Below are 14,340 nucleotides of genomic sequence, written 5' to 3'. Positions count from 1 at the left end.
CTCCTTGCTACATCATCTAATTAGATCCAAGGAGATCGCCATGTTTGATCTGCTGCCAAATAACAGCCATGCCCCCAAAATTAGTGTGTTGGGTGTAGGTGGATGCGGCTGTAACACCATTAACCAGCTAAGCAAGGCACAGCTTGCTGATAACGTGCAATTGATTGCGGTTAATACCGATGCACAGTCACTTACTATGTGCGAGTGCAGTGTGCGTTTGCAAATTGGCACTGAGATCACCAAAGGCCTAGGGGCGGGCGCGAAACCGCACAAAGGCTTTGAGGCGGCTAAAGAGTCTGAAGCTGAATTAAAGCAACATATCGAGGCGGCTGATATCGTGTTTATCACCGGCGGCATGGGCGGTGGAACCGGCACTGGTGCAATGCCATTTATCGCAAGCCTTGCTAAAGAGCTGAGTAAACCGCTGGTTGCGGTAGTGACCACACCATTCAGCCTTGAGGGGCAAAAGCGGGCGCAACAGGCAAAGAATGGGGTTGATGAATTAATTAACGCTGCAGATGCGGTGATTGTATTGCCCAACGACAAACTCATTGACGCGCTGGATAAGAAAATCTCCATGGTGAACGCGTTTTATGAAAGTAACCGTATTTTACAAGACGTACTGCAAGGTTTAACGACGACCATTAGCCAGTCTGGTTTAATCAATATCGATCTTAATGATTTTATTGAAGTAATTAGCCATCAAGGTCGCGCTGCTATGGGCGTAGCACGGCAACAAGCAAACGATGATTTACAGCAAACCATTGCCAATGCTTTACAAAATCCGTTGCTTGAACAAATTGAGTTAACTCAGGCGAAAGGGGCGATTGTCAGTGTTATTGCCACCGACAATATTGAACTAAGCCAGTACAATCTCATTGGCGCGTGTTTACAGCAACAGCTTAATGCTGACGCTATGGTGATTATTGGCTTAACCATAGTGCCAGAGCTTGATTGTGAACTTGAGCTAATGGTAATCGCCACCGGAATTGAAACGCCAGCCCATTTACAGCAGACACCGGCAAATGAGCTAATAACAAGTCATTCCTCAAAAGAGGTCGCGGCTATTGAGCGAGATCTTCATTCTGTGCCGAGTGCCAAGGGGATAGATAGCAACATCAGGGCTGTAGTGATTGATACTCAAGTGGATAAAAAGCCCCGTTTTGAGCCATCTGAGTTACTTAATCTACATGACTTTTTAAGGCAAAAATCAGCAGTAGCTATTACTGAAGAAGATGAGTTGGAGATCCCTGCGTATTCTAGAAGGGCAAAATTGAGTGGGGTCTAGCTGCTTGTAACGACATTACTATAATTGGCATCAACAAATAAGGCTTAGCATACTTGCTAAGCCTTATGGTTTTTGCACTCAGGTTTATCTTGTTGGTTATTGTGCCAAAGCCAAGAGCTGAGTGAATTGTAGCGAGTATTGTTGCTTAACCTGTTAATCGCTGGCGGTTTAGCAAATTACTCAGCTACTTTTACAAATGTACTTTCACGGGCAAACTTAATTGCTTCGTCACAGATCTTAATTTGTTGTTCTTTGTTAGCCGCTTGGAATCGTTGCATGTATTCGTCTAATGCTTGGCTGGTTTCTTTAGACATAATCATCTCTTCAATGCCGGCATTTTTATGGGACATCATAGATTGGCCAACAATAACGCCTTCAATTTGCATGTCTTGCTCGGCATAGAAGGTAGTACAAATCATCAAACTGGCCATACCTACTGCTGTTTCTGTATCTAGGGTTTCAGCGCTTGCATGTGCTTGACCGAATGCTGCACAACTTAATAGACCCGCAATTAGTAGTTTTTTCATAATATGGTAAACCCTTATCTCATCCATCTTTGGTCAGTGTTCTAAATGATCTTGTATGGCATTTGTTTTATTTGTCTGCCGCCATACTTTGTGAGATTAGGCTAGCATGGAGCTATTTTAAGGTGTGTGATGCTGCGCTTACAAAAAGTCGATTCAATGCGTTTTTGTGTGGTTTATCACGCTTGAAAAGCCGATTTTATATGTGAAAAAAGCTAAAAAGGTATTTATTAGGCAATTTGTTGGTTTTATGGCCTTTTTGTGGCGGTTTTACAATGTGTTAGTTTGCAACGTTAAATAAAATTATCGCTACTTGAAGGCGGTTTTACTTGCTAATATGGCGCGGCATTTTGTGGTATTGAGGTTGTTGTGGAGCTTAGGCGATATTCTGTAAAGTTCGGTTTTTTGCAAGGCATATTTTTTTGTAATAGTGCCCATTTGTGTGACCAAGGGTTAACCATCAATGGCAAGCTTTATCCTTACCCTGAGTTAGCACAAACCGTAGAAGTTAGGCGAGGTTGGTTTACCTTGTCACTTTTATGGGGCGAGCAGCGGTTTCGATTTTTTCACTGGGCTAACTGTAAACCGTTATTACGTTTGGCGCTTGATAACCGTTTAGCATCCCATAAGACGCAGTTACAGCAAGCGTTTGATGATTTGCTACAGGCAAGCAATGAATTTGAGCAAGCATTTAGTGGCCACCAGCGCTATTTACGCGACTCTGATCTACAGTGCTTACAACAGCAATATGCCAGTACGCTTAAGCAGTTTGCATTAACCGAGCACTTTAGTGCCTTAGGTTTTGATGTTGAACGTCTAAAATGCCGTTTAGCCAAGTTTATTAAGCAACCTCAGCTGTTTACCGATAAATACAATCAATGGTGGCAAACTCAGCAGCTTAATGCCCATAAAGGCTTATTTGATGGGTTAGAAGCGCATCCGCTTACCGAATTACAAAGGCTGGCTTGTGTTATTGATGAAGATAACACCTTAGTTATTGCCGGTGCTGGTACTGGAAAAACCAGTACCATGGCAGCAAAGGCGGCGTATTTGGTTAATCAAGGTCTAGCTAAACCTGAGCAAATTTTAATGCTGGCCTATGGCAAAGATGCCCGACTAGAACTGGCGCAGCGAGTACAATCAAGCAGCCAACTGAGTGGCGTTAATGTCAGCACCTTTCACGCATTAGGTAAAGAGATCATTCAGCATTATGTTGGCCGCTCAACTCAAGTGTCTGTGCTTGCCAGCGATGAGAAACAATTTACCCAGTTTATCGATAGCCAAATAGATTGCATTGTTGCTGATCCTGATATGGCAGATCCCGTTGCCGAGTATTTTGGCCGTTATCTGTATCCCCAGCGTAACGCGCTGGATTTTAAAACCGAAGGTCAATACCGTAGTTACCTTAAAAATAACGAAATTAGGGCGTTATCTGGTGATTTGGTTAAAAGCTTTCAAGAGCTAATTATCTGCAATTATCTTTATACTCACGGTATTGCATTTGAGTATGAGCCAACCTATCCAGGAGAATATACTGAGCCGGGGAAAAGTGTTTATCAGCCGGACTTTTATATTCCTGTCTTAGATGCTTACCTTGAGCATTTTGGCATTGATAAACAGGGCAATACTCGCGCTGATATTTGTAAACAAGCCTACAACCAAAGTCGTGATTGGAAAATCGCTTTGCATCAAGCAAATGGCACTCATCTGATGCAAACCTTTAGCTGGCAAGCGGATGCAGGAAAACTCGAAGCCAGTTTAGAAACCCAGCTATGCGCCCGTGCTGAAGCGCTAGGCTTAAGCCAAAGTGAGTTATTTAAGCCGATTTCGCCGCAAATGCTTTTTAGTCAAGTTAAAGCGTTAGGCGTTTATCGTAATGTAAGTCGTTTAATGGCGAGTTTTGTTAGTTTGTTTAAAGCCTCGGGCATGAGCATTGCCGAGCTTAAGCGGATAAAACTTGGCAAATTTGCAGAGTCACAACAAGCGCTTGGGCAAACATCCACTGCCAGCAAAAAACAAACTAAGCAGTTAGCCAGTTATAATCAGTTGCGCTGGCAGGCCTTTTTGCACCTATTTAGCTGGGTAATAAAGCAATATGATGCTTTTCTTGCGCAGCAAAACTGTATTGATTTTGCAGATATGATCAATCAAGCGCGTGACTATGCTGCCGCAAAGGATTTTCAACAGCGAACGGCTAATCGTTTTGCTTATAAATACATCATGGTCGATGAGTTTCAGGATATCTCAATGGCGCGGGCCGAGCTGATCAATGCCCTTAAAGCTGCTAATCCTGATTGCGCGCTGTTTTGTGTGGGCGATGACTGGCAGGCGATTTACCGTTTTGCGGGGAGCGATTTGAATTTAACCACCGATTTTACCGCAACTTTTGGCACTGTGAAAACGGTTTCATTAGATAAAACCTTTAGATTCAATAACCAAATTGAAAAAGTGGCATCACGTTTTGTACAGGCTAACCCCGCTCAATTAGCTAAGCAGTTAACGACTCATCATTGCAGTGATAAACCTGAGGTTAAAGTAGTTATCGATCTGCGTGAAGCTGCACTGCAGCAAGCTTTAGCTGAAATTGTGCAATGCTCGCAACTGGCTGCTGACAAGCAATCGCGAACAACTTTAGCGGCAAATAAACCCAGTGTGATGCTTATTAGCCGCTTTAATAGCTCTGTTAAAGATGTGGCGATTTGGCAACAGCGTTATCCGCAATTGGCTATTAGTGCAATGTCAGCCCATGCGTCTAAAGGTAAACAAGCTGACTTTGTGATAGTGCTGGATGTGAATGATGATAAATATGGCTTCCCGAGCAAAATAGATAACGATCCAATACTCGATGTTATGCTACCAAAGCTAGATAACTTCAAGGATACCGAGGAACGCCGCCTGTTTTATGTGGCTCTATCGCGCGCTAAGCAAAGGGTATTTGTGCAAGCCGAGTTAGGTAAGGCATCAAGCTTTGTTAAAGAGCTACTGAGTTATGGTAATGACGTAGTGTGTGAGGCGAGTGATCTAGCAGACTTGTACCATGATGCTGCTTGCTGTCCAAACTGTAATGAAGGTAAGCTGATCCCAAGACAAGGACGCTTTGGTCTTTTTTATATTTGTTCGTTAGGCAAGGATTATTGCGATACCAAAGTTGATGCATGTAAAGAGTGCAAGTCAGCGCCAATGTTGCACAATCAAACTGAGTACTATTGTGTAGCTGACGATTGTAGTAACAAGCTTAAACGTTGTCCTGAATGCTTTAATGGTAAGCTTTTACTGCGTAAGAACTCCAAAACAGGTCAGTCTTTCTTAGCTTGTGATCAGTTTAGAAAGGGGGATGCGACTCGGTGCAAATACACCAGTATTGCTATGAGTACAGATCATTGAGCTCTATTTAAGTTGAAAGTTATTGATTTAAAAACTTGTTTTAAATGTCTGATATTTATAGTCAATATTCTGCTTTTCGTTTCTTTGCATTAATGGTTCACAATATGAGTGAAATTTATTGATGCATTAAGGTGGTGTTTTTGTAGAGGTTAACGGCAGCCTTCAAGCTAAGGACATTTACTTTAAAGGACGTTTGTAAATTAGCTTGGTGAACAATTAAGAAAGCGGCTAATAATTGAACTAAGATAGATACTTATATTAACTGCCAATAGGTGCTGTTAATTCGGGTACCTAATTTACTTAGTTCAATTAAAGGCGTTTTCTATGTCTCATTCACAGCACTTGAAATCAAAATTTATACTTCATTCTAATTATCCGCCGTCAGGTGATCAGCCCGAGGCCATCGCCCGCTTGATAGATGGGATAGAGAAAGGCGCAACTCATCAAACCTTAAAGGGGGTTACGGGCTCAGGTAAAACCTTTACCGTTGCTAATATCATTCACCGCCTAAAACGGCCGACAATTATCTTAGCGCACAACAAAACGCTCGCGGCGCAGTTGTATAGTGAGATGAAGCACTTCTTTCCTGAAAATGCAGTGGAATTTTTTGTCTCTTATTATGATTACTACCAACCTGAGGTTTACCTGCCGGGTAGTGACCGATTTATTCGTAAAGACTCAGCAATTAACGAGCAGCTTGAACGCTTACGCTTGTCTACCACTAAAGCATTAATAGAACGGCGAGATGTGATAGTTGTTGCATCTGTGTCATCTGTATACGGCTTAGGTGATCCTGAGGCATATCGGTCGTTACAAGTCCACTTACAGTTAGGTCAAGAAGTTGATGTAGCGAATTTAATCGCCCAACTTGAATGCCTGCAATACAGCCGTTGTACTCGTACTGTTAAGCGGGCCACTTTTTTAGTCCGACAGCATGCGATAGATATTTTTCCTGCTGACTCTGAACATAGGTCGCTCACGGTCGAGTTTTCTGGAAGCCATATTGCTAAGCTTTATTGGGTTGATGCAATAAGCGGTGACAAGTTAGATGATATTGAACAATATTTGGTGTCTCCAAAGACATTGTATTCAGTATCGGTAGAGCAGGTTGAGTTAGCATGTAAGCAAATCATGGCAGACATGGAGCGCCAAGTTGAACAACTTAATAGCGAGAATAGATTCACCGAGGCGGCACGTTTATATGAAAGAACACTGGCCGATGTTGAACAGTTAACGACTCAAGGTTATTGCTCAGGCATTGAAAATTATGCCTCTTATCTTAGTCAACGTGACCCAAGTTTACCGCCAACGACGTTATTCGATTATCTGCCTAAAGACGGTTTGTTATTTATAGATGAATCCCATGTGATGATCCCGCAGATCTCGGCCATGTATAAAAGTGACCAAAGCCGGAAGAGTACACTTATCGATTTTGGTTTTCGTTTGCCGTCTGCTAAGAACAATCGACCATTGAGTTTTGCTGAATTTGAAGGGATCAAACCACAAACTATATTCGTGTCTGCAACACCTGGTCACTATGAGCTTGAGAAGTCACAATCTCGGGTATTTAAGCAAATTATTCGCCCAACAGGTCTACTTGATCCAGAAATTGAAGTTAGGCCATCAGCTAATAGTATTGAGGACCTATTTAATGAAATTAAGCTAAGAAACCAGCGTAACGAAAGAACGTTAATTACGACATTAACTAAAAAAAGTGCAGAGAACTTAAATAACCACCTGGCAGCAAAAGGAATTAAAGTTAGCTATTTGCATTCTGATGTGAAAACTAACGATCGAATTGAGACTGTTAACGCGCTTCGCGCTGGTACTTATGATGTATTGATCGGGATTAACCTGTTACGTGAAGGATTAGATATCCCCGAAGCGTCGCTCGTAGCCGTGCTTGATGCCGATCACGCTGGTTTTTTACGTTCGGAGCAAGCCCTGATTCAAATCATCGGCAGGGCTGCTCGTAATCAGCACGGTATGGCTATTTTGTATGCTGACAAAATGACTGCTGCGATGACAAGAGCCATAGATGACTCAGAAAGTCGCCGAGCAGATCAAATGGAGTACAACCGTTTAAATGCCATTGTACCTAGCTCATCGGGGCGTAAGCTTGAGAAGACACATACAGATGGTCTAGATGACAGTGTGAGAGGTCAAGACAGAGTTGGCTTTTGTGAAAGTTTGGCTGAGCTTTGCCAATTAATTACTGCCAAAGAGAAAGAGCTAATAAGTCTAGTAGACTCATCAAACATTGAGGATGCCAAACGAGTACGAGAACAGTTAGTGCTACTTTATCGTCAGTTTATTTATATGTAGTTAATTGGCCGAAGCTAACGATACTTAATTCTAAAAAATTAACTTTTATAGAATTATTACCGATTTAAACACTTGGTAAGTGCTATAAAAACTAAAATTATTCAAATATATTAAGACATTGAGGTGAGCTTTGTTAAAACACCTCAGTGCGCCTTTTTTATTATTGGATGGTACGGATCTATAGGGAGATTACTAACTTGAACTATCAAGTCACCATTGTTTTGTTAACAAGTACATTGGCTGCAACTATACAGGCTGAAGAGCTAACTTACCTAAGCAAAGAAATCACAGGTGTTGCAGGTTTAGTACCTGAGCAAGATCTTTATAGTTTGAAAGTGTTTGACAATAACTTCATACTGCCCGTTTACCAGACTCAATCTGCAAACCAAGCTTATTACGCGCCGCAAAACCCTAACAAGGGGGAGATCAGCGAAACTAATATACAGTTTCAGTTCAGTTTAAAATATGGCATCGCCAGAGACTTATTCACTGATAATGACAGTTTTTATATTGCTTATAGTCAAATATCAAATTGGCAGGCTTATGATGATTCAGCATATTTTCGTGACTCACAATATCAGCCACAGGTGTTTTGGTTTTGGCAACACGCTGATGAGAACGCGACTTGGCAGAGTACAAGCATTGGTTTTGAGCACCAGTCTAACGGTAAAGGCGGTATTTATGAACGTAGTTGGAATCGAGCTTATGCCGAGTTCTCTTTAGAATTTGACGATATTGAGCTAAGCATTAAACCGTGGATAAGTTCAGGAACAGATTACAATCCAGATATCGATGATTATATGGGGTACGGCGCGATTAAAGCCGATTGGTATATTGGTGAACATCAGATTAGCCTAACCGTACGCAACTTGTTAGAAAGTGGATTTTCTAATGGCTATGAGGAACTTAGTTGGCGTTTCCCGATTTACAAAGGATTAAAAGGTTACATGAAATTGCAAAGTGGCTATGGGTTAACGATTTCTGATTACAATCATTTTGATAATGCGGTGGGGATTGGCATCGCTTTTTAAGAATAGATAATGCTATTCAGAATATTTAGGTAGTAAAAATGAACGAATTTTCGAGTTGGCTTGACTCTAAAAAACTTAAAGAACAGGTCGTTAATCCGAATATTGAAGTGGGAGAATACTCCTACTATTCAGGTTTTTATCATGGTAAGTCATTTGAAGATCAAGCAGTGCGTTACCTTTTAGGTGACGGTTCAACGATTGATGTGTGGGAGGCCGGTGTTTTCGGTGAGGTTGATAAGCTGATTATTGGCAAGTTCTGCTCAATCGCCTCGGGGGCGTGTTTTATGCTTGCAGGCAACCAAGGTCACCGCATGGACTGGATCTCTACTTATCCATTTGCACCAGAAGAGTTTGGCGACGGGGTTAAAAGCGGCTTTGAGCGTGCCGGTAACACCGTAATTGGCAATGATGTATGGATTGGTAGTGAAGCGATGATCATGCCCGGCGTGACCATAGGTGATGGCGCTGTGATTGGATCAAGAGCAGTGATCACCAAAGATGTTGCTCCTTACAGCGTGGTGGTAGGAAGCAATAAATTGGTTAAGCAACGTTTTACGGCTGATGAGATTGAAAAGCTATTACAGATGCAGTGGTGGCATTGGCCACTTGATAAGCTAAAGGGCGCAATGCCATTGATGTGTAGTGCTGATATTGCAGGTTTATATCAGTACCATCTTGAAAATCAGTAATAGTCGAATTAACCGATACAAAAAATGGCGCTAATCGATGAGATTAACGCCATTTTTATACATATTAGTGCCGTTAAAAGCTTAAGCGCTTTTGTTTGCTCCATTTTCAGCTTGGCTTGCCATGTACTCGTTGAAAGTACCGTGGAAATTAATCAACTTTTTATCTTTTACATCGATAATACGTGTTGCTAAAGATGAAACAAACTCACGGTCATGGCTGACGAACACCAGTGTGCCTTGATAAACCTTAAGTGCATTATTGAGCGCTTCAATCGCTTCCATGTCCATGTGGTTAGTTGGCTCATCCATTACCAATACGTTGATGTCCATCATCATTAACTTACCGAATAATAGTCGGTTTTTCTCACCACCCGAGCAGTTGCGGGCTTTTTTGTTAATGTCGTCTTCAGTAAATAGTAAACGACCTAACATGCCGCGAACCATTAGGTCGTTATGCTTTGGTTGACGCCACTGTGACATCCAGTCGAATAGATTAAGGTCGTTGTCAAAGTCTTTGCTGCTATCTTGTGGGCAGTAGCCGATAGCGGCATTTTCAGACCATTTGATTTCACCTACATTGTTGCTAAGTTCACCAACTAAACAGCGTAGGAATGTTGACTTACCGACACCGTTTTCACCAATAACGGCAAGCTTGGCACCCGCTTCAAGAATTAGCTCACCGCCTTCAAATAACATTTCACCATCAAAACCATGGCCGACGTTTTCCATGACCAGTGCTTGGCGATGCATTTTTTTGCCATCTTCAAAGCGTAATGAAGGGGCAACACGGCTCGATGCTTTCACCTCATCTAAGGTGATTTTCTCAAGCTTTTTAGCCCGAGAACTGGCTTGCTTAGCTTTAGATGCGTTAGCGCCAAAGCGGTTAACGAAGTCTTGTAATTCGTTAATCTCTGCACTTTTCTTAGCATTACCCGCCAATAACTGCTCTTGGATCAGCGCCGACGCTTGCATGAAGTATTCGTAGTTACCTGGGTAGATGCGCAATTCACCATAATCTATGTCTGCCATATGGGTACAAACAGTGTTTAAGAAGTGGCGATCGTGGGAAATGATGATCATGGTACACTTGCGCTTATTCAGCTCTTCTGCCAACCAGTTAATGGTGTGAATGTCCAAGTTGTTGGTTGGTTCATCAAGTAGCAAAATATCAGGATTTGAGAATAAGGCTTGCGCCAACAGCACTCGTAGTTTTTTACCCGGTGCAACTTGGCTCATTAGGCCAAAATGCAGTTCTTCTTCGATCCCTGCCTCAATTAAGATTTCGCCTGCACGGCTTTCAGCGCTGTAACCGTCCATTTCTGCAAACTCGCTTTCAAGTTCGCCGACGTACATACCATCTTCTTCACTCATTTCTGGTAGTGAATAGATGCGCTCACGCTCTTGTTTGACATGCCACAGTCTTGTATCACCTTGAATAACGGCATCAATGACACTGAACTCTTCAAATGCGAACTGGTTCTGGCTCAAGGTACCAATTTTTTGACCAGGCGTAATAGAAACGTTACCTGAAGTAGGGGCAAGCTCACCACTTAAGATCTTCATAAAGGTGGATTTACCACAACCATTTGCGCCTATTAGGCCGTAACGATTGCCGTTACCAAATTTTGCGCAAATGTTTTCAAATAATGGCTCGGGGCCAAACTGCATCGTGATGTTGTTTGAAGTGATCAAGGCTTTTCCTAAAAGGGCGAATTGGGTTAATTAATGGCTTGCCATTCTGCTATATATAAAGCGTGCTCAGTGGTGATTTTGCTTAGCAGTGTTGTATCTGCTTAGAGATAATGGCGCTAGCGAAGTATTTATCACAGGCAAAACAGCGGCGGATTATACAGAGATGAATGTTTAGATGTCGAGCGATCTTGTTCAGGTAAACAGTCTAATACTGCTACGTATAAGCTGCAGCATAAGGTACAAATATAAAAAATTGCATTATCATCGACGATTTAGTGGGTGATAACCCCAATTTATTGTTATTATTACGCCATTGTTTGCGTCACTCTCTGAGTGACAGAGTATTCATTAATTGAATATTTGTTTTAGATGCATGTTGCGACACATGTTTCTCGATATTTGGACTCCCCATGATTGAACATCAACAGAATAATCCACTCCACGGCTTAAATTTAGAAACTATGCTGACCGAGCTAGTCAAGTTCTATGACTATAAAGTGCTTTATGCTGCACTTAAGTTGGAATGCTTTAACCTTAATCCTAACATGGCTGGCTGCATTAAATTTTTAAAGAAGACTGAGTGGGCAAGGGAGCGTGTAGAGGCTTTCTATCTTTATCGCTTTAAACGTATGCCTAAAGGCACGCAACAGCAGATGGCATTAAAGCCGCGCGAACGCGGTTATGCTGACGGTATTGTGCCACGTAAGCCTGAAAAACTAACCGTAGAGCTTGTAGAAGAGATGCGTGCCAAGGCTGAGGCAAACTACAAGGCGATGAAAAAAAGCGGGGCGCGTCCGCGTTTCGGTAAAGATAAGCCAAGAGCGCAAGATGGCTACGCACAAAACCGTGGCACTAAACGTCCACCGGCTTCACAAGATCCTAAGAACCCTTGGGGTAAGTAATTCGCTTTTAGTGTCAACGCCTTTATTAATATATAAGGACCTTAACCGGTCCTTTTTGTTATCTATTCTATTGTCGCTTTTACATATGCATACTGTGCATAGTATTGTTTCAATTTATTCATTTGTTTCATGACTTACTAGTCAGTAGCATGCGCTTCCTTTTAAATAACCCCTGTAAAGTAATGCGTTCTCAATCTATCTCTGCTCAGTTGCTACGTATGACCGCGGTATTAGGTCTAACCTTAGCTTTAGTTAATCACTTTCCCCCTTTACTCAACGCCTTTAGCGACAATGGTGCAGAAGTTGGCTGCCACCAAATACCTAAAAGCGATAAAACAGCTAACGTGTCTGAGACGCCGGAAAAGGGAGCGTTTAACTGATGAGTATTTTTCGTTTTCCACTATTAGTGTGGCTTGGGATTGGCATACTTATTATTAGTCTTGGGATCCGCCAATCGTTTGGGATCTTTATGATGCCTATTTCGATGACCTTTGATGCTGGACGCGAGTTCTTTAGTTTTGCTATTGCGTTGCAGAATCTTTTGTTTGGTGTTTTTCAGCCATTTGTTGGAATGGCTGCAGATCGATTTGGCTCAAAAAAGATCATTATCGGCGGCGCGGTAACTTATGGCTTAGGTTTATTGCTGACATCGATTTCGACCAGCCATGAGTTGTTTTATTTTTCAATTAGCATGCTTATTGGCCTTGGTTTAAGCGCTACAAGTTATGTCGTGGTTTTGGGCGCCGTCGCAAAAGTTGTACCTGCTGAGCATACTGCTAAAGCGTTTGGTTTAACCACTGCTGCAGGTTCGTTTGGTATGTTCGCTGTTATTCCCGGTGCGCAAAGTCTATTGACTCATTTTGATTGGCAAACCGCGCTGCAGGTGTTTGCTTTACTTTGCTGTGTAATGCTTGCCTTTGCTTCTTTTATGAAGGCGACTAAAACGAACACTGTTGTTAGTGAAGTCACAAACGAACAAACGCTTAAGCAAGCGTTAGTAGAAGCGTGTACTAATCGTAACTACTGGCTGATCCACATGGGCTTTTTTGTGTGTGGTTTTCATGTCATGTTTATTGCTACCCATCTACCTAGTTATCTTGCGGATAAAAACCTAGATGCATCGACAGCAGCGCTGGCTTTAGCCTATGTGGGCATTTTTAATATCTTTGGCTCTTACTTCTGGGGAGTCATGGGAGACAGGTTTAATAAGCGCTATGTGATGAGTGCGCTTTACTTTGTTAGAACAGCGGTAATCGCTGCTTTTGTTACATTACCAGTAACCGATAATACAGCGGCTTTATTTGGGGCGGCCATTGGCTTTTGTTGGTTGGGTACTGTGCCTCTGACGTCTGGCTTAGTGAGACAGATATTTGGCGCTCGATATTTATCGACTCTCTATGGTTTAGTGTTTTTTACCCATCAAGTCGGTAGTTTTCTTGGTGCTTGGGTTGGCGGCCGAATTTATGACTATTATGGTAGTTATGAACCAATTTGGTGGTCAACGGTTGTATTAGCTTTTGTTGCTGCGTTATTGCATTTACCGATTGATGACCGACCTATAGCGCAAATAAGCAAATGCTGGAAGAAAGAATGCCAGAAGAGGGCACTGTAGGCACTGTTCACTAATGTAAGCAAATTTACAAGTGTTTTTCTTAGCGCTTATAAAGCAAAAGCCGCCATTATGGTGGCTTTTTGTTTGTTGGTGGTTGTGCATTGTCTGGTTTTGCTTGTTTTTAAACTGATATAAATAGACGAAATTGCCGATTTCTTTACTAAACCCGTTGAAGCTATATTAATGCACTAGCCCAAGCTGCTTAAATTTTGTCTTTAAATATTCTTGTTTGTAATTGTTTTACTTAAAAAATGCGATAAAATGCCTAAACAGCACCCAAGTTGACCATCAAATCACCGCTTAGCATCTAATTGTGTTTTTTTACTTGCAACGCGGACGCTATCGCCATACTATAGCGCTCGTTCCAAGGCAGCAGCCAAACGAACAGCAAGAACATAGTCGCGGGATGGAGCAGTTTGGTAGCTCGTCGGGCTCATAACCCGAAGGTCGTCGGTTCAAATCCGGCTCCCGCAACCAGTTCATGTACGATACAACCGTAGCTCAGTTGGTTAGAGCACTACCTTGACATGGTAGGGGTCGGTGGTTCGAATCCACTCGGTTGTACCAATTCTTTAATAGCAGAATTAAAAAGCTATTATCCTGTCGCGGGATGGAGCAGTTTGGTAGCTCGTCGGGCTCATAACCCGAAGGTCGTTGGTTCAAATCCGGCTCCCGCAACCAATACAACCGTAGCTCAGTTGGTTAGAGCACTACCTTGACATGGTAGGGGTCGGTGGTTCGAATCCACTCGGTTGTACCAATTCTTTAGTAGAAGAATCTAAAAATCTATTACCCTGGCGCGGGATGGAGCAGTTTGGTAGCTCGTCGGGCTCATAACCCGAAGGTCGTCGGTTCAAATCCGGCTCCCGCAACCAATTCTTTTATAGCAGAAT

General features: G+C 42.4%; 10 protein-coding genes and 5 tRNA genes. 13 read left to right on the top strand and 2 right to left on the bottom strand.

Annotation, left to right across the window (positions count from 1 at the left end):
• The first annotated feature begins 40 nt into the window (after positions 1-40).
• Positions 41-1,288 carry a cell division protein FtsZ gene (ftsZ, locus tag L884_RS0112490; protein ID WP_028767826.1) on the top strand — a complete coding sequence of 416 codons (1,248 nt, stop codon included), beginning with the start codon at positions 41-43 and terminating at the stop codon, positions 1,286-1,288.
• A 176-nt stretch (positions 1,289-1,464) separates the two neighbouring features.
• Here the strand turns inward: ftsZ and L884_RS0112485 are convergent, their stop codons facing one another.
• Entirely contained in the window at positions 1,465-1,815 is a 351-nt protein-coding gene (locus L884_RS0112485) for a hypothetical protein (protein WP_028767825.1), read from the bottom strand.
• 402 nt (positions 1,816-2,217) lie between these two features.
• Between L884_RS0112485 and L884_RS0112480 the strand changes: the two genes are divergently transcribed.
• From L884_RS0112480 to L884_RS0112465, 4 genes are all read left to right on the top strand, one after another.
• On the top strand, positions 2,218-5,196 hold the full coding sequence (locus L884_RS0112480) for a UvrD-helicase domain-containing protein (protein ID WP_245603122.1): 2,979 nt from the start codon (positions 2,218-2,220) through the stop codon (positions 5,194-5,196).
• Positions 5,197-5,520: 324 nt separating this feature from the next.
• Entirely contained in the window at positions 5,521-7,521 is a 2,001-nt protein-coding gene (uvrB, locus tag L884_RS0112475; RefSeq protein ID WP_028767823.1) for an excinuclease ABC subunit UvrB, read from the top strand.
• Positions 7,522-7,718: 197 nt separating this feature from the next.
• The gene (locus L884_RS0112470) at positions 7,719-8,552 is read left to right on the top strand and encodes a phospholipase A (protein WP_051435624.1); all 834 of its coding nucleotides are present in this window, start codon (positions 7,719-7,721) and stop codon (positions 8,550-8,552) included.
• Between the two features lie 38 nt (positions 8,553-8,590).
• A complete protein-coding gene (locus L884_RS0112465; protein WP_028767821.1) occupies positions 8,591-9,241 on the top strand; it encodes a CatB-related O-acetyltransferase in 651 nt (216 codons plus the stop codon).
• An 81-nt stretch (positions 9,242-9,322) separates the two neighbouring features.
• On the opposite strand, the gene L884_RS0112460 is transcribed toward L884_RS0112465, so the two are convergent.
• Positions 9,323-10,933, bottom strand: a complete 1,611-nt coding sequence (locus tag L884_RS0112460; protein ID WP_028767820.1) for an ABC-F family ATPase — start codon at positions 10,931-10,933, stop codon at positions 9,323-9,325.
• Between the two features lie 410 nt (positions 10,934-11,343).
• Here L884_RS0112460 and L884_RS0112455 point away from each other — a divergent pair, with 410 nt between their 5' ends.
• From L884_RS0112455 to L884_RS0112420, 8 genes are all read left to right on the top strand, one after another.
• Positions 11,344-11,835, top strand: coding sequence for a VF530 family DNA-binding protein (locus L884_RS0112455; protein WP_028767819.1), 492 nt, complete (start codon positions 11,344-11,346; stop codon positions 11,833-11,835).
• 149 nt (positions 11,836-11,984) lie between these two features.
• A complete protein-coding gene (locus L884_RS0112450; RefSeq protein WP_211239198.1) occupies positions 11,985-12,215 on the top strand; it encodes a hypothetical protein in 231 nt (76 codons plus the stop codon).
• Positions 12,215-13,447, top strand: a complete 1,233-nt coding sequence (locus L884_RS22035; RefSeq protein WP_051435623.1) for an MFS transporter — start codon at positions 12,215-12,217, stop codon at positions 13,445-13,447. Before L884_RS0112450 ends, L884_RS22035 begins: the two co-directional genes overlap by 1 nt.
• 400 nt (positions 13,448-13,847) lie before the next feature.
• A tRNA-Met gene (locus L884_RS0112440) sits at positions 13,848-13,924 on the top strand.
• 13 nt (positions 13,925-13,937) lie between these two features.
• Positions 13,938-14,014: transfer RNA gene (locus tag L884_RS0112435), tRNA-Val, on the top strand.
• A 37-nt stretch (positions 14,015-14,051) separates the two neighbouring features.
• A tRNA-Met gene (locus L884_RS0112430) sits at positions 14,052-14,128 on the top strand.
• Positions 14,129-14,130: 2 nt separating this feature from the next.
• Positions 14,131-14,207: transfer RNA gene (locus L884_RS0112425), tRNA-Val, on the top strand.
• Positions 14,208-14,245: 38 nt separating this feature from the next.
• Positions 14,246-14,322, top strand: a tRNA-Met gene (locus tag L884_RS0112420).
• The last annotated feature ends 18 nt before the right edge of the window (positions 14,323-14,340 follow it).

The organism is Shewanella fidelis ATCC BAA-318, from assembly GCF_000518605.1.
Classification (GTDB): domain Bacteria; phylum Pseudomonadota; class Gammaproteobacteria; order Enterobacterales; family Shewanellaceae; genus Shewanella; species Shewanella fidelis.
Note: the sequence above shows the minus strand (reverse complement) of the source record. Positions and strands in the feature narration are given on the sequence as shown.

What these genes read in the sequence shown, in the direction of transcription:
- ftsZ (WP_028767826.1), top strand. Translation starts at nt 41, where the DNA reads ATGTTTGATCTGCTGCCAAATAACAGCCATGCCCCCAAAATTAGTGTG.
- L884_RS0112485 (WP_028767825.1), bottom strand. Translation starts at nt 1,815, where the DNA reads ATGAAAAAACTACTAATTGCGGGTCTATTAAGTTGTGCAGCATTCGGT.
- uvrB (WP_028767823.1), top strand. Translation starts at nt 5,521, where the DNA reads ATGTCTCATTCACAGCACTTGAAATCAAAATTTATACTTCATTCTAAT.
- L884_RS0112465 (WP_028767821.1), top strand. Translation starts at nt 8,591, where the DNA reads ATGAACGAATTTTCGAGTTGGCTTGACTCTAAAAAACTTAAAGAACAG.
- L884_RS0112455 (WP_028767819.1), top strand. Translation starts at nt 11,344, where the DNA reads ATGATTGAACATCAACAGAATAATCCACTCCACGGCTTAAATTTAGAA.
- L884_RS0112450 (WP_211239198.1), top strand. Translation starts at nt 11,985, where the DNA reads ATGCGCTTCCTTTTAAATAACCCCTGTAAAGTAATGCGTTCTCAATCT.
- L884_RS22035 (WP_051435623.1), top strand. Translation starts at nt 12,215, where the DNA reads ATGAGTATTTTTCGTTTTCCACTATTAGTGTGGCTTGGGATTGGCATA.